The organism is Rahnella sp. BIGb0236 (genome assembly GCF_004364755.1).
GTDB classification, from domain to species: Bacteria; Pseudomonadota; Gammaproteobacteria; order Enterobacterales; family Enterobacteriaceae; genus Rahnella; species Rahnella victoriana.
Genome location: NZ_SOAO01000014.1, coordinates 1 through 23,120, shown reverse-complemented (window position 1 = coordinate 23,120; position 23,120 = coordinate 1). Strand labels below are relative to the sequence as shown.

The 23,120-nt window shown below is 55.2% G+C and carries 17 protein-coding genes; 7 read left to right on the top strand and 10 right to left on the bottom strand.

All coding sequences use genetic code 11. The features are described 5' to 3' along the window. Window positions 1–121: 121 nt before the first annotated feature. From EDF78_RS21325 to EDF78_RS21315, 3 genes are all read left to right on the top strand, one after another. On the top strand, window positions 122–1,489 hold the full coding sequence (locus EDF78_RS21325) for a glycoside-pentoside-hexuronide family transporter (RefSeq protein WP_095922272.1): 1,368 nt from the start codon (window positions 122–124) through the stop codon (window positions 1,487–1,489). Window positions 1,490–1,520: 31 nt separating this feature from the next. Further along, a complete protein-coding gene (gene yicI / locus EDF78_RS21320) occupies window positions 1,521–3,845 on the top strand; it encodes an alpha-xylosidase (RefSeq protein WP_133823860.1) in 2,325 nt (774 codons plus the stop codon). Window positions 3,846–4,097: 252 nt separating this feature from the next. After that, the gene (locus EDF78_RS21315; RefSeq protein ID WP_095922274.1) at window positions 4,098–5,522 is read left to right on the top strand and encodes a DUF1996 domain-containing protein; all 1,425 of its coding nucleotides are present in this window, start codon (window positions 4,098–4,100) and stop codon (window positions 5,520–5,522) included. Between the two features lie 55 nt (window positions 5,523–5,577). Here EDF78_RS21315 and xylR read toward each other — a convergent pair whose 3' ends face one another. The 4 genes from xylR to xylF form a co-directional block, all read right to left on the bottom strand. After that, window positions 5,578–6,765 carry a D-xylose utilization transcriptional activator XylR gene (xylR, locus tag EDF78_RS21310; RefSeq protein ID WP_095922275.1) on the bottom strand — a complete coding sequence of 396 codons (1,188 nt, stop codon included), beginning with the start codon at window positions 6,763–6,765 and terminating at the stop codon, window positions 5,578–5,580. A 180-nt stretch (window positions 6,766–6,945) separates the two neighbouring features. After that, a complete protein-coding gene (xylH, locus tag EDF78_RS21305; RefSeq protein ID WP_229921105.1) occupies window positions 6,946–8,073 on the bottom strand; it encodes a xylose ABC transporter permease XylH in 1,128 nt (375 codons plus the stop codon). Window positions 8,074–8,137: 64 nt separating this feature from the next. Further along, on the bottom strand, window positions 8,138–9,679 hold the full coding sequence (locus tag EDF78_RS21300; RefSeq protein ID WP_119825181.1) for a xylose ABC transporter ATP-binding protein: 1,542 nt from the start codon (window positions 9,677–9,679) through the stop codon (window positions 8,138–8,140). Window positions 9,680–9,743: 64 nt separating this feature from the next. Then, window positions 9,744–10,736: a D-xylose ABC transporter substrate-binding protein gene (gene xylF / locus EDF78_RS21295; RefSeq protein WP_095922278.1), complete on the bottom strand. Its 993-nt coding sequence runs from the start codon at window positions 10,734–10,736 to the stop codon at window positions 9,744–9,746. Window positions 10,737–11,119: 383 nt separating this feature from the next. On the opposite strand from xylF, the gene xylA reads away from it, so the two are divergent. Together xylA and xylB are read left to right on the top strand one after the other, a co-directional pair. Then, window positions 11,120–12,439: a xylose isomerase gene (xylA, locus tag EDF78_RS21290; RefSeq protein WP_095922279.1), complete on the top strand. Its 1,320-nt coding sequence runs from the start codon at window positions 11,120–11,122 to the stop codon at window positions 12,437–12,439. Window positions 12,440–12,531: 92 nt separating this feature from the next. Further along, window positions 12,532–13,983: a xylulokinase gene (xylB, locus tag EDF78_RS21285; protein WP_133823859.1), complete on the top strand. Its 1,452-nt coding sequence runs from the start codon at window positions 12,532–12,534 to the stop codon at window positions 13,981–13,983. 187 nt (window positions 13,984–14,170) lie between these two features. Here the strand turns inward: xylB and lsrG are convergent, their stop codons facing one another. From lsrG to lsrA, 6 genes are read right to left on the bottom strand one after another with little or no spacing between them, the layout of a single operon-like run. After that, a complete protein-coding gene (lsrG, locus tag EDF78_RS21280; RefSeq protein WP_095922281.1) occupies window positions 14,171–14,461 on the bottom strand; it encodes a (4S)-4-hydroxy-5-phosphonooxypentane-2,3-dione isomerase in 291 nt (96 codons plus the stop codon). Window positions 14,462–14,464: 3 nt separating this feature from the next. Continuing rightward, window positions 14,465–15,340, bottom strand: a complete 876-nt coding sequence (gene lsrF, locus EDF78_RS21275) for a 3-hydroxy-5-phosphonooxypentane-2,4-dione thiolase (RefSeq protein WP_119825185.1) — start codon at window positions 15,338–15,340, stop codon at window positions 14,465–14,467. Between the two features lie 19 nt (window positions 15,341–15,359). Beyond that, window positions 15,360–16,376 carry an autoinducer 2 ABC transporter substrate-binding protein LsrB gene (gene lsrB, locus EDF78_RS21270; RefSeq protein WP_133823858.1) on the bottom strand — a complete coding sequence of 339 codons (1,017 nt, stop codon included), beginning with the start codon at window positions 16,374–16,376 and terminating at the stop codon, window positions 15,360–15,362. A gap of 13 nt (window positions 16,377–16,389) precedes the next feature. After that, the gene (gene lsrD / locus EDF78_RS21265; RefSeq protein WP_133823857.1) at window positions 16,390–17,415 is read right to left on the bottom strand and encodes an autoinducer 2 ABC transporter permease LsrD; all 1,026 of its coding nucleotides are present in this window, start codon (window positions 17,413–17,415) and stop codon (window positions 16,390–16,392) included. Further along, window positions 17,415–18,491, bottom strand: a complete 1,077-nt coding sequence (gene lsrC / locus EDF78_RS21260) for an autoinducer 2 ABC transporter permease LsrC (RefSeq protein ID WP_119825189.1) — start codon at window positions 18,489–18,491, stop codon at window positions 17,415–17,417. The genes lsrD and lsrC overlap by 1 nt, the downstream gene beginning before the upstream one ends. Next, entirely contained in the window at window positions 18,485–20,047 is a 1,563-nt protein-coding gene (gene lsrA / locus EDF78_RS21255; protein WP_095922286.1) for an autoinducer 2 ABC transporter ATP-binding protein LsrA, read from the bottom strand. The genes lsrC and lsrA overlap by 7 nt, the downstream gene beginning before the upstream one ends. Before the next feature lie 231 nt (window positions 20,048–20,278). Between lsrA and lsrR the strand changes: the two genes are divergently transcribed. Both lsrR and lsrK read left to right on the top strand, forming a co-directional pair. Next, a complete protein-coding gene (gene lsrR / locus EDF78_RS21250) occupies window positions 20,279–21,253 on the top strand; it encodes a transcriptional regulator LsrR (protein ID WP_095922287.1) in 975 nt (324 codons plus the stop codon). A gap of 70 nt (window positions 21,254–21,323) precedes the next feature. Then, window positions 21,324–22,916 (top strand): autoinducer-2 kinase, encoded by a 1,593-nt coding sequence (gene lsrK, locus EDF78_RS21245; RefSeq protein ID WP_162928648.1) that lies wholly within the window; start codon window positions 21,324–21,326, stop codon window positions 22,914–22,916. The last annotated feature ends 204 nt before the right edge of the window (window positions 22,917–23,120 follow it).

The window sequence follows — 23,120 nt, the reverse complement described above, 5'->3', positions numbered from 1 at the left end:
GTTTGCCCCCTGTGATCACAGAAATAAAGAAACATAATTTCAGAAGTAAAAATCTCAATAGCCGCCGCCCCCGCCAACCGTTAAAACCTGTACTCTCCCTTTTCATATGGACATTGAAGCAATGAGTACAGAAATCCTTTCGGTGAAGGAAAAGATTGGTTATGGATTAGGCGATGCCGCCAGCCATATCATTTTCGACAACGTCATGCTCTACATGATGTTTTTCTATACCGATATTTTCGGCATCCCCGCAGGTTATGTCGGTACGATGTTCCTGCTGGCCCGCGCACTGGACGCGATCTCTGACCCATGCATGGGATTACTGGCTGACCGTACCCGCACCCGCTGGGGTAAATTCCGCCCTTACGTGCTGTTTGGCGCCATTCCCTTCGGGATCGTCTGCGTCTTCACTTACACCACGCCAGAGCTGAGCATGACCGGCAAAATGATTTATGCCGCCATCACTTATACGCTGCTGACGCTGATGTACACCGTGGTGAACATCCCGTACTGCGCCCTCGGCGGCGTGATCACCTCGAACCCGACGCAACGTATTTCCCTGCAATCCTACCGCTTCGTGCTGGCCACGGCGGGCGGCATGTTAAGTACCGTGCTGATGATGCCGCTGGTGAACTTCATCGGAGGTGAAGATAAAGCCCTCGGCTATCAGGGCGGGATTGCGGTACTGGCGATTGTCGCCGCCGTGATGCTGGCGATTTGCTTTGCCACCACCAAAGAACGTATCGATCCGGGCAAACCGACCGGCACCATGCGCGAAGATTTGCGTGACATCTGGCACAACGACCAGTGGCGCATCGTCGGCCTGCTGACCATCCTCAACATCATGGCGGTCGCCGTGCGCGGCGGTGCCATGATGTATTACGTCACCTATATTCTCGGCAATCCGGTGCTGTTCGCCTGGTTCCTGGGGGTTTATTCCGTCGGCAACCTGTTCGGCAGTGCGCTGGCAAAACCGCTGACCGACTGGAAATGCAAAGTCAGCGTGTTCTGGTGGACCAACGCCATTCTCGCCGTACTCAGCATCGGCATGTTCTTCCTGCCGGTGAACGGCAGTGTACTGATGTTTATCTTCATCTTCGTTATCGGCGTTCTGCACCAGTTAGTGACGCCAATCCAGTGGGTCATGATGTCCGACACCGTGGATTACGGCGAATGGAATGACGGTAAACGTCTGACCGGTATCAGCTTCGCGGGCACCCTGTTCGTCCTGAAACTCGGTCTGGCCCTGGCAGGCGCCATGATTGGCTGGATGCTGGCCGGTGCAGGTTATCAGTCCGGTGCAGCGACACAGAATGCCGCCACCATGACCAGCATCATCGCGCTGTTCACCGTGGTTCCTGCGGTCTGCTACCTGCTGAGCGCCATCATCTGCAAACGTTATTACATTCTGCGCACCCCGCTGCTGCGCCGCATTCTGGATGAAGTCTCACAAGGCATCCGCCGCAATCAGCAAGAATTTATGAAATGAATGGGATCACATTTAAAAGGAGGGTTTTATTTTGAAAATTAGTGACGGTAACTGGTTGATCCAGGACGGTCTCACACTCACACACCCGCTACAGGTGTTTGAAGTACAGCGCGCGGGTAACGACATGGTCATTTATGCTGCGCCGAAAGATGCGTCGGAACGCGCCAGCCAGCTGGATTCTCCGCTGTTCACCCTGCGATTTTTCTCGCCGCAGACCGGCGTGATTGGTGTGCGCATTACCCATTTTGATGGCGAAACGGATAAAGGCCCGCATTACCCGTTAATGCAAAACGATACCCCCGAACTGCGCTTTGAGGACAACGACGAATTCGCCGCCTTGCACAGCGGTGACCTGAGTGTTCGCGTCACCAAAGGCAATAACTGGACGCTGGATTTCCTGCGCAACGGCCGCCGGATCACCGGCAGCGTCGCGAAATCGAACGGTTATGTTCAGGACGCCAAAACGCAGAAAACCTTCATGATGGAACGCCTGGATTTGGGCGTCGGCGAAACCGTTTACGGACTGGGCGAACGCTTCACCGCGCTGGTCAAAAACGGCCAGACCGTGGAAACCTGGAACCGCGATGGCGGCACCAGCACCGAACAGTCTTACAAAAACATTCCGTTCTACCTGACCAACCGCGGCTACGGCGTGCTGGTGAATCATCCTGAATGTGTGTCTTTTGAAGTCGGCTCCGAAAAAGTCTCTAAAGTGCAGTTCAGCGTGGAAGGCGAATATCTTGAGTATTTCGTCATTGATGGTCCGACGCCGAAAAAAGTGCTCGACCGCTATACGCGTCTGACCGGCCGCCCTGCGCTGCCGCCTGCCTGGTCGTTTGGCCTGTGGCTGACCACTTCGTTCACCACCAATTATGATGAAGCGACGGTTAACAGCTTTATTGACGGTATGGCTGAACGCGAGCTGCCCTTGCACGTCTTCCACTTCGACTGCTTCTGGATGAAAGCTTTCCAGTGGTGCGATTTTGAATGGGATCCACAGACCTTCCCGGATCCGCAGGGCATGTTGCAACGTCTGAAAGCGCGCGGCCTGAAAATCTGCGTATGGATAAACCCGTACATCGGCCAGAAATCGCCGCTGTTCCACGAAGGCAAAGAGAAAGGCTATCTGCTGAAACGCCCTGACGGCCGTGTCTGGCAGTGGGACAAATGGCAGGCAGGCATGGGGATTGTCGATTTCACCAATCCAGAGGCGTGCGACTGGTATGCCGGTCACCTGAAACGCCTGGTTGATATGGGCGTGGATTGCTTTAAAACCGACTTTGGCGAACGCATCCCGACCGACGTGGTCTGGCACGATGGCAGCGATCCGCAGAAAATGCACAACCATTACGCGTTCGTGTACAACAAACTGGTGTACGAAACCTTGCAGGATAAACTCGGCGCAGACGAAGCGGTGCTGTTCGCCCGTTCCGCTTCGGTGGGCGCCCAGCAATTCCCGGTTCACTGGGGCGGAGACTGTTACGCGACCTATGAATCCATGGCTGAAAGCCTGCGCGGCGGATTATCCATCGGTCTGTCCGGCTTCGGATTCTGGAGCCACGACATCGGCGGTTTCGAAAATACCGCACCGGCGCATATCTACAAACGCTGGTGCGCATTCGGTCTGCTCTCAAGCCACAGCCGCCTGCACGGCAGCAAATCCTATCGTGTGCCGTGGGTGTATGACGATGAAGCCTGCGATGTGGTACGCGAATTCACACAGCTGAAATGCCGTCTGATGCCGTATCTCTATCCGGCCTCGGCGCAGGCCGCCAGCCACGGTACGCCGGTGATGCGCGCCATGATGCTGGAGTTCCCGGACGATCCGGCATGCGACTATCTCGACCGTCAGTATATGCTCGGCGATAACCTGCTGGTGGCACCGGTGTTCAGTGAAGAAGGGGATGTCGATTTCTATCTGCCGCAAGGCCGCTGGACGCACCTTCTTAACAACGACGTTGCGGAAGGTTCACGCTGGCATCGTCAGCAGCATGGCTTCAACAGCCTGCCGCTGTATGTCCGTCCGAACACCTTGCTGGCGCTGGGCAGCAATAATCAGAAGCCGGATTACGATTACAGCCAGAAGCCTGAATTCCATCTGTTTGAACTGGAAGACGGCGCGGTCGCGGAAAGCCAGATTACCGACCTGAGCGGAAAAACCGTCTTCACTCTCCGTGCGGTACGCAACGGCAACACCATTACTCTGACCCGTAAAGGTGAAGCGCCAGGCTGGACGCTCTGTCTGCGCAATATTCAGCGCATAGCGGGGATCTCGCAGGGGACATCCGCGACGCATCCGCAGGGGCTGCTCCTGACGCCAGGGGCTGACGCTGAGGAGTTCGTGATTACGTTATAAAATTTATCACTGTCCCGCCCCGCTTCCGTCATCGGTAGCGGGGCTTTTTATTTCCGTCAATTCCCCGCGCCACTCTTATCTGCTCATTATTATAAAACACATCATGCTTTTATTATTTAAGCAGATTTTACGTGCAGGATTTTCCGACAATAAAAATAATAAGCTCACCCCTTTCACCCGACCGGAAATCACTCCCGATTCATTGACGACGTTAATTTCAGATACACTTCCGCGCCCTTAAAGGATGCCAATATGAAATCTGTTTTCTGTTTTTCTTTACTGCTGGCCTGTAGCGCAGGAATATCCATAACCTCCGCGCAGGCTGCCGACGGGCAGGCTAACGTCGTGTGTAATTTCAGCCATATGAAACCGGACGACGCGATAATGATGCCGGATATGCCAGGTATGGCGATGTCACATGATTTTATGGGTAACCGTTCTACCGATGCTTTTTCCACCGCCGAAACGCTTTTGCAACGCTCAGGCACCACCTGCAATAACGGGGCTGACAGCACCGGTTATTGGATACCTACCATGAAGTTACCGGATGGCGAAATTGTTCATCCCACTTACATCAAAACGTATTATCAGGCATATAACGTCGGACAATATCCGGTGACCGGATACCCTCACGGGCTGCAACTTCTGGCAGGCGACCACCGGGGAAACAGCCCGAACCCCCATATTTCTTTCCTGTGTGCCAACGGCAACGGTTACACCAATAAGGCCAATCAAATCTGCGGATTACGATCAAAAGGAGATGCTGTTCAGTTTAATATCGGCATCATGTTCCCTGATTGCTGGGATGGTAAAAACCTGAAAGCCAGAGGCACGAAGAATGCCGTCTACAGTGACAATGAGGGTCAGTGCCCTGCGGATCATCCGGTGAAACTGCCGAAAGTGAACATGAACGTCGCCTACGTTTTACCGCAGATTACCTCCCTGGATGTCAGCAAAGTTGAGCTGTCTCTCGATCCGCAACTGGTAGACGGTGAACTGACCCCGCTTTGGGGCAGTATTTATACGGCGCACGGTGATTTTATGAATGGCTGGACGGAAGATGCCACCCGATTCATGGCCGATCATTGTATGAATTTTGCTATGGAATGTAGCACCAATATTCCTTACAGCTTTACGGAAGCGGTTGCCGATACTTATGTCAGTAATCAGACTGAGGCGGACACAAATTTCGGTCATGCCGCCACATTACTCGTGCAGGATGACTGGCGAAATTCGGGCCGGAATATCAACAAACAAATACTGACGTTAATTAAATTTAAAATCCCGCCACAACCCACAAATATTGAAGATTACACCGGCGTGAGTTTTAAATACAAAATACGCCTTTATGAAGGAAATATTACTGACGCCAAAGCATTTACTATATTTTTCTACCCTACGACACCGGACGGCTGGGATGAAAACACAGTCACCTGGAATAATAAACCGTCATTTAAATACAGCTCTGATGCCAGCTTATATATGAATAATACGCAGCAGTTCCGTTATGTCGATGTGGACAGTGCCGTACGTGCCGCACTGGCCGCCGGTAAAACGGAAGTGGCTTATTATATTGGCGGAGAACGTAATGGCAGAACCATTAGCGTGAACTCGAGAGAAAGTGGGAAGACGCCGACCATGATGCTGGTGGGATATCAAAAGGTCGTAGAACCTTAAGAAGTGCCTGCCCGCCTTGCCCCGCAACCCTCATTGCGGGGCTTTTTTGCGTTTACTAAACGTCCTGATACACGCTGTCACCGTGAATACTGCGGTATTCTTTTGGCGTCATTTCATAGCCTTTTTTGAATACCGAATAGAAATATTGCAGCGACGGATAGCCACACATCTGCGAGATTTCGTTGATGGAAATCGACGTCGCAGCCAGCAGATTGCGTGCGCGGTCGAGTTTTTCTTCGTGGATCACGCCATGAATCGTCTGTCCGGTTTCATCCTTAAAACGCTTCTCAAGATTAGAACGCGACATGCCGATGGCATCCAGTACCTGTTCAACCTTGATGCCTTTGCAGGCGTGATAACGGATGTAATGCATGGCCTGAATGACGGCCGGATCACGCAGTGAACGGAAATCCGTTGAGCGCCTTTCCACCACTTTTACCGGCGGCACCAGAATACGTTGCAGCGGCAAATCGCGCTGATCCAGCAACTGATGCAGAAGTTTCGCGGCACGATACCCCATCTGGCGCGTACCCTGCACCACCGATGACAAGGCGACCCGCGACAAATAGCGCGTCAGTTCCTCGTTATCAATACCAATCACGCTGAGTTTTTCCGGCACAGGGATATTCAGATGCTCGCATACCTGTAGCAGATGGCGCGCGCGGGCATCGGTGACGGCAATAATGCCGGTTTGTTGCGGCAAGGTCTGGATCCAGTCCGCCAGCCGGTTCTGCGCGTGCTGCCAGTTTTCCGGTGCGGTTTCCATCCCCTGATACACCACGCCCTGATACTGTTCGGCAGACACCAGTTTTCTGAACGCGTGCTCACGTTCCTGCGCCCAGCGTTTTCCGCCCGCATCAGGCAAGCCGTAAAACGCGAAACGGTTTATACCCTTTTCTTTCAGGTGCATAAATGCCGCTTCAACCAGTGCGTAGTTGTCCGTGGCGATATAGTGAACCGGCGGATAATCTTCTTCGCGATGGTAAGAGCCGCCAACGCCGACAATCGGCACATTCAGACCTTCGAGCAGGGTTTCAATTTCGCGATCGTCAAAATCGGCGATCACGCCATCCCCCAGCCAGTCCTTGATATTGTCTATGCGACAGCGGAAATCTTCCTCAATGAAGATATCCCAGTCACTCTGCGAAGCCTGCAGATATTCGCCCACGCCTTCTACCACCTGACGGTCGTAGACTTTATTCGCGTTAAATAACAGCGTGATCCGATAACGTTTTTCAAACATGCCTGTTTCTCACCGGTGATCAAATAGACTAAAGCCTCATCCTTAAGTACAAACGAATGAGGCTGATTGCGTGGTCAATAGCACAACGCAATGGCTCGCGTAGATTTAGCATAGCGAAACTGTGAGGTACCTCAGATTTTCCTGAGAAACTGTCTGTAAACGCCGCCACTTCTGCTGACTTTATGCACGTCTCTTCGTCGCAGAATCCATCCATACGGCCAGCAGTAAAATCGCCCCTTTGACGATGTACTGCCAGAACGTCGGCACATCCAGCATACTCATGCCGTTATCCAGCGAGGCCATAATAAACGCGCCCATCACCGCACCGGCCACGCTACCGACGCCGCCCGCCAGACTGGTTCCGCCGATAACACAGGCGGCAATGGCATCCAGTTCTGCAATGTTCCCTGCCGAGGGCGACCCCGCCCCCAGCCGCGAGCTGAGGATTAAACCGGCAATCGCCACCATCAGGCCGTTAATCGCAAACACCGCCAGCTTGCTGCGCTCGACGTTGACACCCGATAACCGCGCCGCCTCGATATTGCCGCCAATCGCATAAATACGGCGACCGAAAGCCGTTCTTGAGGCCATAAACATGCCGCCCAGCATCAGCGCTACCAAAATCAGTACCGGCGTGGGGACGCCACGGTAATCATTGAGCAGATAAATAGCGCCCAATGCGATAATGGCCGTCAGCGCCTGACGAGTGACGTCGCCTTTGGCAGCGGTCAGGGGCAGCCCCAGCGCCGCGCGTTGTTTGCGTCTGCGCCACTGCCAGCCGATGAACAGCGCCAGGGCAATCGCACCAATACCAAAGCCTAAAGAATCAGGCAGATAGCTCTGACCGATTAACGACATCGCAGGCGTCGTCGGTGAAACCGTGGTGCCGCTGGTGATACCGATCAGAATCCCGCGAAACGCCAGCATCCCGGCCAGTGTCACGATAAATGACGGAACCTTGCGGTATGCCACCCACCAGCCATTCCATGCCCCCAGCAACAACCCCAGCGCCAGCGTGACCACAATGGTGAGCGGCAACGGCCAGCCGAGCCAGACGTCGAATATCGCCGCCGCACCGCCGAGTAATCCCATCATGGAACCGACGGACAAGTCGATTTCCGCCGAGATAATCACAAAGACCATCCCGACAGCCAGAATGCCGGTAATGGCGGTCTGGCGCAGCAGGTTAGAGACGTTACGCGCGCTGATATAAGCGCCGTCCGTGGTGACACTGAAAAAGACAATAATCACCGCAATCGCCGCCAGCATCACGAAAACCTGCAGATTAATGTTCTTCAGTTTCTGCATTGAAAACAGCGTCTCCGCTTCGCCATTGCCGGCAGACGCGGGCGTCGCCCCTGGTTGGGAAAATTTAGACATAAGCTTCACTCCTCAATGCGGCTTCCATGACCTGTTCCTGACTTAAATTATTGTTATCCAGACAGGCTTTAACCTGCCCGAGATGCATCACTACCACGCGGTCACTCAGCCCCAGCACTTCGGGTAACTCTGATGAGATGACGATGATCGCCATTCCCTGCGCCGCCAGCTGGCCGATCAGTTTGTAGATTTCATGTTTTGCCCCGACGTCAATCCCGCGCGTCGGCTCATCAAGAATTAAGATTTTGGGATTCAGTAGCAGGCACCGGGCCAGAATGGCCTTTTGCTGATTACCGCCACTTAGCCGCCCGATCGCCAGCTCCGGTGATGAGGTTTTAATTTTGAGTTGCTTCACCGATTCGCTGATGGTGTGCTGTTCCTGCGCTTCCCGCAGTACGCCGCCGCCACTGAACTGGCTTAACGCCGCCAATGTGATGTTGCTGCCCACCGCCATGACCGGCACGATGCCATCACGTTTACGGTCTTCCGGCACCATTGCCAGCCCCCGGCGCATGGCATCGCGGCAACCGGCGATCTGCACTTTTTCGCCCTGCAGCCAGATATCACCCGACCAGCGCCCGGGATAGACACCGAACAGACATTCCATCATTTCGGTTCTTCCCGCGCCCACCAGCCCGGCAACCCCCAACACTTCGCCCTGCCGCAGGTCAAAACCGGCGTTATCCACCCGTTTGATATGGCGGTTCACCGGATGCCAGGCGTTAAGATTTTCTACCCGCAAGATCTGGTCACCGATCTGCCGTTCGCGTGACGGGAACAGTTCCGTCAGTTCACGCCCCACCATCATGGCGATGATCTCTTTCTCGGATGTCCCTGCGGCATTGCAGGTGGCGATATGGCGGCCATCGCGGATCACGCACAGTTTGTCGGATATCGCTTTGACTTCGTTGAGTTTGTGGGAGATGTAAATACAGGCGATATCGTGATGGCGCAGATCGCGAATGATATCGAGCAAAATCGCGGTTTCACTTTCGGTCAGCGACGCGGTGGGTTCATCCAGCACCAGTAGCCGGACCTGTTTGTTCAGGGCCTTGGCAATTTCGACCAGTTGTCGCTGCCCGAGTCCCAGTTCACCGACCAGCGTATGCGGATCGATATTGAGTTTTACCTGCGCCAGCATTCGCTGGCAGCGCAGATACATTTTGTCGGTATCGAGCATGCCATAGCGGCCCCACTCGTTACCCAGAAACATGTTTTCCAGCACGCTCAGTTGTTTTACCAGCGCGAGTTCCTGATGAATAATGGCGATGCCTTTTTGTTCGGTATCCCGGATACCTTTTGCAGTAAGACGTTCTCCTGAAAAATAAATTTCGCCTTCAAATGACCCGTCCGGATAAATACCGCACAGCACTTTCATTAAGGTGGATTTCCCCGATCCGTTCTCACCACACAGCGACAACACCTCTCCGGCAGACAATGTCAGGCTGATATTATCCACCGCTTTGACTGCGCCGAATTTCTTGGTGATATTGCGCATATCCAGCAAAGGTAATTTTTCATATTGTTCTGGCATTTACACCTCCAGCAGAAACAACACTTCGACAGGAAGTGTTGTTTCTACAGAAAATATTGAAAAATTAAAGGTCTGATTTTTTATGGAATCCGTCAGCCACCACGGTGCTTTCGATATTATTTTTATCCACCGGGATCGGAGTTAATAAATAAGAAGGCACTTCTTTTTTACCGTTATTTAATGTGGCATTGGATTTAGGGGTTTCACCTTTGCCTAACTGCACGGCAATTTCTGCGGCATCGTTGGCCAGTTTGGTGATCGGCTTATACACGGTCATGGTTTGTGTACCGGCTTCGATACGCTTAATCGCCGCCAGATCGGCATCCTGCCCCGAAATAGCCACTTTGCCTGCCAGCCCTTGCGCAGACAGCGCCTGCACTGCGCCACCGGCCGTGGCATCGTTAGAGGCCACAACAGCATCAATTTTGTTGTTATTGGCGGTCAGGGCGTTTTCCATAATTTTCAGCGCATTCTCCGGCAGCCAGCCGTCAGCCCATTGATCGCCCACGACTTTAATCTTGCCGTCTTTAATCAGCGGGTTGAGAACTTTCATTTGTCCGGCGCGGAACAACTTGGCATTGTTATCCACCGGCGAACCGCCCATCAGGAAGTAATTGCCCTGCGGCACGCGCTCCACCAGGCTTTTCGCCTGCAGTTCGCCAACCTTTTCATTGTCAAAAGAGATATAGAAATCAATGTCCGCGTTGTTGATCATGCGGTCATAGGCCAGCACCTTAATGCCTTCCTGTTTCGCTTCAGCAATCACGTTACTGAGCACTTCGCCGTTATACGGGATGATGACCAGCACATCGACGCCACGGTTGATCATATTTTCGATCTGCGCCATTTGTGTTTCTTCATTGCCGTTCGCTGACTGAACGAAAACATCGGCACCCAGCGTTTTGGCTTTAGCCACAAAAATATCGCGGTCTTTTTGCCAGCGTTCTAAACGTAAGTCATCAATAGCCATACCAATTTTAATTTCTTTCGCAAACCCTGTCTGGCTAAAAAGAACCAACGCGGCACAGGCGGAAAGAATGAGTTTATTCATTTTCATCATGTCAGACCTTTTATAAGAATAAGTAGAGGCAGATACAGAGAAACCCGAATAGCAATGACACAGGGATTGTTGTCGCTGGGTAATTAATCGGCAATTGCAGATTTTAATCACTGCATTACGATTTTTTGTTTATTTCCGGAATTATGATGGGGATCATGGTTTGATTGTAATACATCCATAACGACACCTTTTATTACCGAGGCTTCATGGAAAATGAATAAAAAAGAGGCGTAAAAAGGCCTATTTATGCGATCTACCGCACACTTAATAATTCTATTAAATTGAGTGTGAAATAACGTAATTGTGAGATTAAACCTCAACTCCGAAGATAGAGCCTCAGCCTCCCAGTCCCGCTGGGCCCGTTTTCAAGGAGTTTTTCAATGCACGCATATTTCGACAAGCTCGACGCAGTTCGCTACGAAGGTGCTAACAGCACTAACCCGCTGGCATTCCGTCACTACAACCCTGAAGAAGTGATCCTCGGCAAAACGATGGCTGAGCATCTGCGTTTCGCGGCTTGTTACTGGCATACCTTCTGCTGGAACGGTAATGACATGTTCGGCATCGGCGCGTTTGACCGTCCGTGGCAGCAACCGGGCGACGCACTGGCGTTGGCCAAAAGTAAAGCGGATGTCGCTTTCGAATTCTTCCAGAAACTGAATGTGCCTTATTACTGCTTCCATGATGTGGATGTCTCGCCGGAAGGCGCATCGCTGAAAGAATATGTGAACAACTTTGCCGTCATGACTGACGTGCTGGCACAAAAACAAGAAGCAAGCGGCGTGAAACTGCTGTGGGGCACGGCAAACTGCTTCACCAATCCACGTTACGGCGCAGGTGCAGCGACCAACCCGAACCCTGAAATCTATACCTGGGCGGCAACTCAGGTGGTTCACGCCATGAATGCCACCAAACAACTGGGGGGCGAAAACTATGTGCTGTGGGGTGGCCGTGAAGGCTACGAAACCCTGCTGAATACCGACCTGCGTCAGGAGCGTGAACAACTGGGTCGTTTCATGCAGATGGTGGTTGAGCACAAACACAAAATTGGCTTCCAGGGTACCCTGCTGATCGAACCAAAACCGCAGGAACCGACCAAACACCAGTACGATTACGATGTGGCCTCTGTATACGGTTTCCTGAAACAATTTGGTCTGGAAAAAGAGATCAAAGTGAACATCGAGGCCAACCACGCAACGCTGGCGGGTCACTCCTTCCATCACGAAATTGCCAACGCCATCGCCCTGGGGATCTTCGGCTCTGTGGATGCCAACCGCGGCGACCCGCAATGTGGCTGGGATACTGACCAGTTCCCGAACAGTGTGGAAGAAAACGCGCTGGTGATGTATGAAATCATCAAAGCGGGCGGGTTCACCACCGGCGGCCTGAACTTTGACTCTAAAGTGCGCCGTCAGAGCACCGACAAATACGATCTGTTCTACGGCCATATCGGCGGAATGGACACCATGGCGCTGGCGCTGAAAGTGGCAGCACGGATGATTGAAAGCCGCGAGCTGGATAAACACGTGGCCCAACGTTACGCAGGCTGGAATACCGAGCTGGGTCAGCAAATCCTGCAAGGTAAAATGTCACTGGAATCCCTGAGCAACTATGCGCAGCAAAATGCGCTGGCACCTCAGCACCAGAGCGGTCAACAGGAACGTCTGGAAAATCTGGTTAACCGCTATCTGTTTGGTTAATTGGCTAAAATACGTTTACGCCCTGCCCGCTTGTGCGGCGTCAGGGCGTAACTCGTTCTGGATACGGATTAAAAGATAAGGGAAAAACCACCATGTATCTCGGTATCGATCTCGGCACCTCCGGCGTCAAAGCCATTTTACTCAGCGAAGAAGGTCGCGTTGTTGCCAGTCACAACGAGGCGTTAACCCTGTCCCGTCCGCATCCGCTGTGGTCTGAACAACTTCCCGCTGACTGGTGGAAAGCCACGGACAAGGCGGTCACGGCGCTTTCGCATCAGCGTTCACTCAAAGACGTCAAAGCCATCGGTCTGACCGGTCAGATGCATGGCGCGACGGTACTGGATGCACAACAGAACGTGTTACGTCCGGCCATTTTATGGAACGATGGCCGCAGCTTCAGTCAGTGTCAGCAACTGGAAGCGGAAGTCCCTGATTCGCGCCAGATCACCGGTAATCTGATGATGCCCGGTTTTACCGCGCCCAAATTACTCTGGTTACGTCAAAACGAGCCGGACCTGTTTGCCAAAATCGACAAAGTCCTGCTGCCTAAAGATTATCTTCGCTGGCTGATGACCGGCGTGTTCGCCAGCGATATGTCCGACGCCGCAGGCACGATGTGGCTGGATGTGGCTAAACGCGACTGGAATGATGAATTACTGAATGCGACCGGCCTGACGCGCAGCCAGATGCCTGCCCTTTTTGAAGGCAATCAGATCACCGGCCACCTGCTTCCTGAGATCGCATCGCGCTGGAATATGGATTCCGTTCCGGTTATCGCCGGTGGCGGTGATAACGCAGCTGGCGCGGTGGGCGTCGGATTATACAAAACCGGACAGGCGATGCTGTCACTTGGCACCTCAGGCGTGTATTTCGCCGTCAGTGACGGTTTCCTCAGCAATCCGCAGCAGGCGGTACACAGTTTCTGTCACGCGCTGCCGGATACCTGGCACCTGATGTCTGTGATGCTCAGCGCCGCGTCCTGTCTGGACTGGGCCGCCAAACTGACCGGCACCGCGTCGGTAGGTGAGTTGATCGCGCTGGCCGAAAAAACGCAACCGGCCGGTTCACCGGTGTGGTTCCTGCCGTATCTTTCCGGCGAACGCACACCCCATAACAATCCGAATGCCAAAGGCACATTATTTGGTCTGACCCATCAGCATGGCCCCGCCGATATCGCCCGCGCCGTACTCGAAGGCGTCGGTTTCGCACTGGCGGATGGCATGGATGTGCTGCATGCCACGGGTTTGAAACCTCATAGCATCACCCTGATCGGCGGCGGCGCCCGCAGCCCTTACTGGCGTCAGATGCTGGCGGATATCAGCGGTGAAACACTGGAATACCGCACCGGCGGAGACGTCGGCCCCGCCCTGGGCGCAGCGCGTCTGGCGCAGATCGCGATGAATCCCGGTCAGCCGCTGGAGCATTTCCTGCCGGAGCTGGCACTTGAGCAGGTGCATCAGCCCGATGCGGATAAGCACACTGCGTATGCGGAGCGGCGCAAAGTGTTCAGGGAGTTATATGTGAGACTTGAGGGATTGATGTAACACAGATCGGCTCCCTCCCCTGCGAAGGGGAGGGCTGGGGTGGGGTATTAAAGAAAAATCAAAAAGTTAGCTTTGACGATTTGTTCGCCCTTAAAACCCCCTCCCAACCTCCCCCTTCGCAGGGGGAGGAGCCAAAAAACCATACTGCCCTGCTCCTTTCTAAAGGTGGAGCAAACCGGTTTTACTCTTACGGATATATCCCCTTAAACACTGTCTTCTTCCTCGGCTCCGACATGATCCCCTCCAGCGCTTCGACGCATTTCAGGTAATGCGGCGTTTTCTTGTGCGCCAGTACGGCATCGTTATCCTGATAGGCTTCGTATATAAAGAATCGCGTCGGTATCGCTTCATCCTGCAACACATCAAACCGGAGATTTCCCGGCTCCTTTACCGCCCCTGAATGGTTGGCGTGAAACACTTCCAGAAACTCATCCACTTTTTCGGGCTGAACATTAATCTCGACCAGTGTCACTTCCATGATTCACCTCTTTTCGCTCAGGAACAGTTCATAAGCATGCGCCACGCTGGCGTTTTCGTGGACGACGGCTTTTACCGCTTTCAGCATGGCAACCGGTGATTCGGACTGGAAGATATTACGTCCCATATCCACACCGGAAGCGCCCTGATCAATCGCCTTATAACACATTTCCAGCGCCTCACGTTCCGGCAGTTTTTTGCCACCGGCAATAACGATCGGCACCGGACAACCCGCCGCCACGCGCTCAAACCCTTCATCGACGTAATAGGTTTTGATAATGTTTGCGCCCATTTCTGCCGCGATACGTGTCGCCAGTGAGAAGTAACGCTGATCCCGCGCCATGTCTTTGCCGACGCCGGTCACCGCCATGGTCGGCATGCCGTAGCGCATGCCCTGATCGACCAGCTGGATAATGTTTTTAATCGACTGATGTTCGTATTCGCTGCCGATATACACCTGCGCAGCCATCGCGGCGACGTTCAGACGCAGCGCATCTTCCATTGCGACGGCGACGGTTTCGTTAGAGAGTTCAGTCAGGATCGAGTTAGCGCCCGAAGCCCGCATCACCACCGGTTTATTGACCGCCGCAGGCACCACGCTGCGCAGCACGCCACGGGTACACATCAGCACATCGGTGTGGGCAAACAGCGGCGCAATGTTGATGTCGATGCGTTCGAGACCCGTCGTCGGCCCCTGAAAATAACCATGGTCAAACGCCAGCATCACCGTCCGGCCGGACGCCGGATTGAAAATCCGCGCCAGCCGCGACTGCATTCCCCAGTCAAGCTGACCGCTGCCTTTCAGGAAGAACGCGTGATTATCCTGCGGCGTGCCGATGCCGAAGTTCTTACCGTCTCTGATATCGTCCAGATCTGCCATGTTGCTTTCTCCTTACCTGTCAGAAGTCGTATTTACCGATGTTGTCTTTGGTGAAGACCACGCGTTCCGGCAGTAACACAATGCCGTTGCCTTTGGCCTCATACTGGTAGCCCTGCACGCTGTTCGGCACCACTTCCACCGGGCCGACGTCCGGCACGTCCAGCTTGTCACCCACATTAAGTTCGCCTTTTTTCAGTAACTGATCGGCGACGTAAACCGAGATTTTGCCCTGACTGACCACGTCCCACAGGCCGAACTGTTTCACCGTGCCGCGTTCGACATACGGGCGCATCACGTTTGGCGTGCTGAAGCCGACGATGGTCACGTTGGTGCGTTTGAGGTTCTCCGCCGCCTGCGCAGCAGCCGGTAAGGCGTTGGCATCCGGCGCTATAATGGCGTCCAGATCGCCATAGGATTTCAGGATCCCTTCGGCGGTTTGCAGTGATTTGGTGGCGTCGTTATAGCCGTACTGCGTGGTCACGATTTCCCAGCCCGGATGCTCTTTGGCGATTTTGGCTTTCGCCTCTTTCACCCACTGGTTCTGGTCCGTCACCGTCGGGCTGGAATAGAAGAACGCCACTTTGGCTTTTTCTTTCGTCACCTGGCTGGAGGTCATGTCCACCAGCATCGAGCCAAGCTGTTGCGGGGTGCCCTGATTGATGTAAATCGAGCGGCATTCCGGTTTGGTGTCAGAATCCCAGGTCAGCACTTTGACGCCACGCTGCATGGCGCGCTTGAGCGCCGGACACAGGCCGTCAGGTGATACCGCCGCGACCACAATCGCGTTGTATCCCTGATTGACGAAGTTATTGATCATCTGTACCTGACCGGACACGCTCGGCTCCGTCGGCCCGTCATAGGTCACGTCCGCGCCCAGCGCTTTACCCGCCGCCATGGCACCATTGCCGCCGCTGGTGAAATAGCCGACGCCCACCAGTTTTGGGATAAACGCGATGCGTTCAGCCGCCTGCGCACTCAGACAGGCGAGGCTCATGGCACTGGCAATTAATAAGGTTTTCATCGTTTTGGCTTTCATCATTTACCCCGGCTTATTGTGAAGACGTCAAGGAAGGAGAAGACGCAGACCCGCGCTGGCGATAACGCTGGAAAACACTGCGGATAAGACCACGGTTGAGGCTGGCGGAACGGCCAATCACCACCAGGATCAGCAGCGCACCCGAAAGCGCACTCGAGACCTGACTGGAGACTCCCACCATTTGCAACCCCTGCTGGAGATACCCGATCAGCAGCGTCGCCAGCGCCGTGCCGAGAATAGAACCTGAACCGCCGTAGATATTGGCGCCGCCCAGCACCACCGCTGTGATGGCAGGCATCAGCAGCGCGTTACCGAGATCAGAACGCGCCGAGCCGAAATAAGAGGTCATCAGAATGGCGGCCACCGCCGAGGCCAGGCCGGTCATGCCGTAGAGCGCAAATACCGTGCGGCTGACCGGCAAGGCACCGTAGCGCGCCACGCGGGCATTCTGACCGATGAGAAACACGTTGCGTCCGGTGCGACTGCGGTGCATCAGCAGCCAGAAAAACAGGGTGGCGGCGAGGAAAATCAGCAGCGGCACCGGCAGCCCCAACACCACCAGATTGGCGAAACTGGTGAAGGCATCCGGGAAATTCCCGATCCCCTCAAAGCCAGTGGCGCCCGCCAGCCCGGAAAGCAGCAAGGCGCTGCCACCGAACAGATAAAGCGTGCCGAGCGTGATAACCAGCGGATTGACGCCGGTATACAGGATCAGCGCCGCATTGAGTAAACCGCAGGCTGCCCCGAGCGCCAGCGTCAGGATAATCGCCAGTGCCAGCGGCACGCCCGCCTGACACAACACGCCGAGCGCGATAGCACACAGGCCGATGGTCGAACCAAAGGAAATATCGATGCCGCCGCTGACAATCACCAGCGTCAGCGGTAACGCCACAATGCCGATAGTGATGAAATCACTGGTACTGAACAGCAGCGTATTGGAATCCAGCATGCGCGGGTTGGCGACGCCGAACAGTAAGATTTCCAGGATCAGCAGCGCCAGCAGTGCCGCTTCCCAGCCATATTGTTGGAGTTTATTCATCACATCACCCCGCCCTTTTTGCCGGTACTCAACCGGCGTGTGAGATTTTTTTGCTGCCGTGAATGGCGTTCAGCCGGTTTCTTTTGTACCGGCGGGCTGGCCGTCAGGAAGCGTGAATACTTCTGGCGGCGCAGGTTTTTCTGCAATGCCTGACGCAATCTGCCGTCGAACACCAGCACCGCCAGCAGCACCAGTCCGGCGATAAAATCGTTCCACCAGGCAGGAAGACGTAACAACACCAGCACGCTGTCGATTTGGGTCAGGAAATACGCGCCAAGCACCGCGCCGAGGATTGACCCTGTACCGCCGAGCAGGCTGATGCCGCCCAGCACGCAGGCGGCAATGGCTTTCATTTCCAGCCCGCTGCCGGTCTGATTGGGTACGAAACCGATTTGTGAGGCGAACACGATCCCGGCGATCGCCGCCATCATGCCGTTGATGCCAAACGCCAGGATCCGCACGCGGTTGACGGCCACGCCGAGTTGCCGTGCGCCCTGTAAGTTGTCACCCACGGCGTAGAAGCTGCGGCCAAACACCGTGCGGCTCAGCATCCAGAACATCGCGCCAAGCAGGACAATCACCAGCCAGCCCAGTGATGAAACGTTGAGAAACACCGGTTCCGACAGGGATTTCAGCCCGGCCGGTAAGCCTTCAATCCATTTGCCGCCGGTCATCAGCAGCATCAGGCCACGGTATAAACCGAGCGTACCGAGCGTGGCGACGATCGCCGGAATGCGCAGCCAGGCGACCAGCACACCGTTAAACAAACCGGCCAGCAAACCGGTGCCGAGGGTCAGCAGACAGGCCAGCAGCAGGTTCATGCCGCCGTTAAGCAGCACGCCCAGCGTCACCGCGCACAGGCCGGTGATGGACCCCACCGACACGTCTATGTTGCGGGTCAGCATCACTACCGTGGCGCCCATCGCCAGCAGCATCAGGATCTGCGCGCTGCCAAAAATCATGCTCAGCGTCTGGAAGCTGAACGACTGGCTGTCCATCGCGCCGAGCAGGGCAAACAGCGCAATGATCGCCATCAGCGCGGTGAGTTCCCGGTTGTTTTGTATCCGCTTCAGCATGAGGTTCCTCCGGTGGCAGGGGTTTGGGCATGATTACCAAACGCGATGTGCATGATGTTGCTGACGTTAATGTCGCTGCCCTGCAACTCGCCGCTCATTTCCCCCTGATGCATGACGAATACCCGATCCGCCAGCCCTTCGATTTCATCCAGATCGGAAGAAATCAGGATCACCGCCACGTTCTGTTCCACCACATTGCGCAGCAACTGGTAGATATCAGCCCGCGCGGACACGTCCACGCCGCGTGTCGGTTCATCGACAATCAGCACCGCAGGCTGTGCTTCCAGACATTTGGCGATCAGCAGCTTTTGCTGGTTTCCGCCGGAAAGCGTGCGGGCGGTTTGCGATCCGTCGCGGTATTTAATTCCCAGCGCACGGTGATAACGTTCGAGCACCGCCGCTTCGCGTTTGATGTTCAGCCACCAGCTTTGACGGTTAAAGGTCAGCGAAGTGGTGTTCCAGCTCAGCGGCGCATCGAGATACAAACCGGAGGCCTGCCGGTCTTCCGGCAGATACACCAGCCCTTTTTTCAGGCGCTGTAAGGTGGTCAGCCCGCTGATGTCTTGCTGCATCAGAAGAACCTGACCGCTCTGAGCATCGCGCAGGCCATACAGGGTTTCCGCCAGTTCGGTTCGCCCTGCCCCCACGACACCCGCCAGCCCGACAATTTCCCCGGCGCGGGCGCTGAATGAAATATTGATAAAGCCTTCACCGGTCAGGTTTTGCACCTGCAATACCGGCTCGCTGCCTGCGCTGTTGCGGCGCGTGCCGGGGAGATCCAGCCACAGTTTTTGTTCTGCGGGCAGCGCGGTGTCCTGAGTCTGCGGCGTGATGGCGCGGATCAGCGCATCGTTATCCAGTCCGGCAAGTGTGCCGCTGAGGGCGATTTTGCCGTCGCGCATCACGCTGACGCGGTCAGCAATGGCACGGATTTCCGGCAGTTTGTGCGAGATAAACACCACGCCGACACCCTGTCCGGTGAGATGGCGCACCTGGGTAAATAAGCGGGCAGATTCCGCCGGGGTCAGCGAGGCGGTCGGTTCATCGAGGATCAGCAACCGTGCATCGCGCATCAGACCGCGCAGGATCTCCACCAGTTGCTGATCGGCGACTTCAAGGGTGCCGGCCAGCGCGCCGAGCGGCAAATTGCACCCCAGTTCCGTCAGCGTCTGTTGCAATTTCTTCTCACTGGCCTGACGGGCAGGCAGACGAAACAGAATGTTTTCACGCACCGTCAGACTCGGAAACAGCATCGGTTCCTGCGGCACCAGATAAATACCCGCCTGATGCGCTTTCGCCGGTGACAGCGCCAGCAGAGGCTCGCCGCCGAGCAGCAGCGTACCGCGATCCGCTATTTCGACACCGGCAATGATTTTCATTAGCGTCGATTTACCGGCACCGTTGCCGCCAAGCAAGGCGTGCACTTCACCGCGTTGCAGGCTGAAATCGATATCTTTCAGCACCGCCACACCGGAAAAGCTTTTACTGACGCCGCTGACCTGCAACAACAGGTCGGGCTTCGGGAGGTCTGCTGCTGACTGTTCGCTGAACTGCATGTGCTGGCCCCTGACTGAATACATTTAATGAACAAATGTATTTATTATTTAACATTGTTCATAAAACTAGTCCGAGGTGGCGGGGAAAACTTTTGCACTGATCACAGTTTGTTCAACTCATATACTCTGCGTTATGATTCAGGCGGTAATCATTTGAATTTTGCAAAACACATCACAGTTAACAACATTTTGTTAACGAACAATTGATCTACATTTTGATAAGTGTTCACTATGAATGACAAGACAACGCTTTCCGATTTGACTAACCATCCGGAATTCAGCATGGGTGAAGAGGAACTGCTGGCACGCACCGCGTGGTTCTACTACCACGACGGCCTGACCCAGAATGAGATTGGTGAACGGCTTGGGCTGACGCGGCTTAAAGTGTCGCGCCTGCTGGAAAAAGGCCGGCAGTCCGGGGTGATCCGCGTACAAATCAACTCGCGTTTTGAGGGCTGTTTGTCGCTGGAAAACACCCTGCTTGAACGTTTTGGTTTGCAGCAGATCCGCGTATTGCCACAGCTTGCTGATGGCTCGCTGAGCGCCCGGCTGGGTGTCGGTGCCGCGCATATGCTGATGACATTACTCAAACCGGAGCAACTGCTGGCGGTGGGATTTGGCGAAACGGCAATGAGTACGCTGCAACATCTGAGCGGATTCATTTCGTCGCAGCAAATCCGCATGGTCACGCTTTCCGGCGGTGTCGGGCCGTATATGACCGGCATCGGACAGCTCGACGCCGCCTGCGGGGTCAGCATTATTCCCGCGCCGCTGCGGGCGTCATCGGCCAGCGTGGCGGCCATTTTCCGCCAGGAACGTAACGTTCACGATGTGATGCTGGCGGCCTGCGCGGCCGATATCGCGGTCGTCGGCATTGGTTCGCTGAACCAGAAACAGGAAGCGACCATTTTGCGCTCCGGCTATATCAGCGAAGGCGAACAGCTGCTGTTTGGCCGCAAAGGCGCGGTCGGCGACATTCTGGGCTTCTTTATGCAACGTAACGGTCAGCTGGCGGAAAACATGGCGATCCACGACGAACTGATTGCCGTCGCGCCGGACGAACTGGCCAGCATTCCGACGGTGTTAGGTGTGGCGGGTGGCGTTGAGAAAGCCGAAGCCATTGTGGCGGCACTGAAAGGTAAACGAATTAACGCACTGGTAACCGAAGAGAGCACAGCAAGAGCCATGCTGGCGCTGCTCGACTGACCCGCAGGGAGTGAGGGGCGTGGCGGTCAGGTAAACGGTGCCCGATAAACTGGCACGAGAGAACATCGCGATGACCTCTACCCTGAACTCTGAGCACGAACGTAGCTATCTGATGGCGCTGGATGCCGGAACCGGCAGTATCCGGGCGGTGATTTTCAATCTCGAAGGTGAGCAGATAGCCGCCGGGCAGGCCGAATGGATCCATCTGGCGGTACCGGATGTCCCCGGTTCGATGGAGTTTGATCTGCACAAAAACTGGCAACTGGCGTGTCAGTGCATCCGTCAGGCGCTGCAGGAAGCGCACCTCCCCGCTTCCGCGATCCGCGCCGTCGCTGCCTGTTCCATGCGCGAAGGCATCGTGCTGTACGATAAATCCGGCGCGCCCATCTGGGCCTGCGCCAACGTCGATGCCCGCGCCAGCCGGGAAGTGAGCGAATTAAAAGAAATCCACGATTTCGAGTTTGAACGCGAAGTCTATGAATGTTCCGGCCAGACGCTGGCACTCAGCGCCATGCCGCGTTTGCTGTGGCTGGCCCATCATCGCCCGGACATTTACCGTCAGGCGGCGACCATCACCATGATCAGCGACTGGCTGGCGTATATGCTCAGCGGCGAACTGGCGGTGGATCCGTCAAACGCCGGGACCACCGGCATGCTGGATTTAACCACCCGCAACTGGCGGCCCGAACTGCTGGATATGGCCGGTCTGCGCGCCGATATGCTGTCACCGGTAGCGGAAACCGGCACCCGGCTGGGTTATGTCACCGCCAGCGCCGCCGACGCCTGCGGGCTGAAAGCCGGTACGCCGGTCGGCATGGGCGGCGGCGATGCCCAGCTCGGCACGCTGGGGCTGGGACTGGTACGTCCCGGTCAGACAGCGGTACTCGGCGGCACCTTCTGGCAGCAGATCGTCAACTTACCGCGACCGGTCACCGATCCGGAGATGAACATCCGCGTCAATCCGCATGTTATCCCCGGTATGGCGCAGGCCGAATCCATCAGTTTTTTCACCGGCCTGACCATGCGCTGGTTCCGCGACGCGTTTTGCACTGAAGAAAAAACCATGGCGCAGCGTCTGGGTGTCGATGCTTACAGTCTTCTGGAGGATATGGCCGCCCGTGTACCCGCCGGCGCCTGGGGCGTCACCCCGGTGTTCTCCGACGCCATGCATTTCAAGAACTGGTATCACGCCGCGCCGTCGTTCATCAATTTGTCCATCGATCCTGAAAAGTGCAACAAACCGGTGCTGTTCCGCGCGCTGGAAGAAAACGCCGCCATCGTCTCGGCCTGCAATCTGGATATGATCGCCCGCTTCTCCGGTGTCCGCGCCAAATCGCTGGTGTTCTCCGGCGGCGGCTCAAAAGGAAAATTGTGGTGTCAGATTTTAAGTGATGTCACCGGGGTGCCGGTGAATGTGCCGGTGGTGAAAGAAGCCACCGCACTGGGCTGTGCGATTGCGGCCGGTGTCGCGGCGGGTGTGTACGCGTCACTTGCCGACACCGGCGAAGCGCTGGTGCGCTGGGAGCGGGAATACCAGCCGGTGGCCGCGCATCATGCGAATTATCTGGTACAGAAAGCCAACTGGCAGGAAGTGTACGCCGACCAGCTCGGGCTGGTGGACCGGCAACTGACGACGTCGATGTGGAAAGCACCGGGGTTATGATCTAACCGGCAACGCCTGCGTGCGATGAAGAAATGGGTGGCTCTCCCCCTGCAAAAAGAAAGGCTGTTGTGGGGCATTAATGACAATTCTGGATCTGGTGTTGCCTGCTAAACCCCCTCCCAACCTTGTATGTTCATTTCAATGATTGATTTACGTCGTTGATCATTGAAATCTCTTTCAAGCATCTATTATTTTAACGAGTTC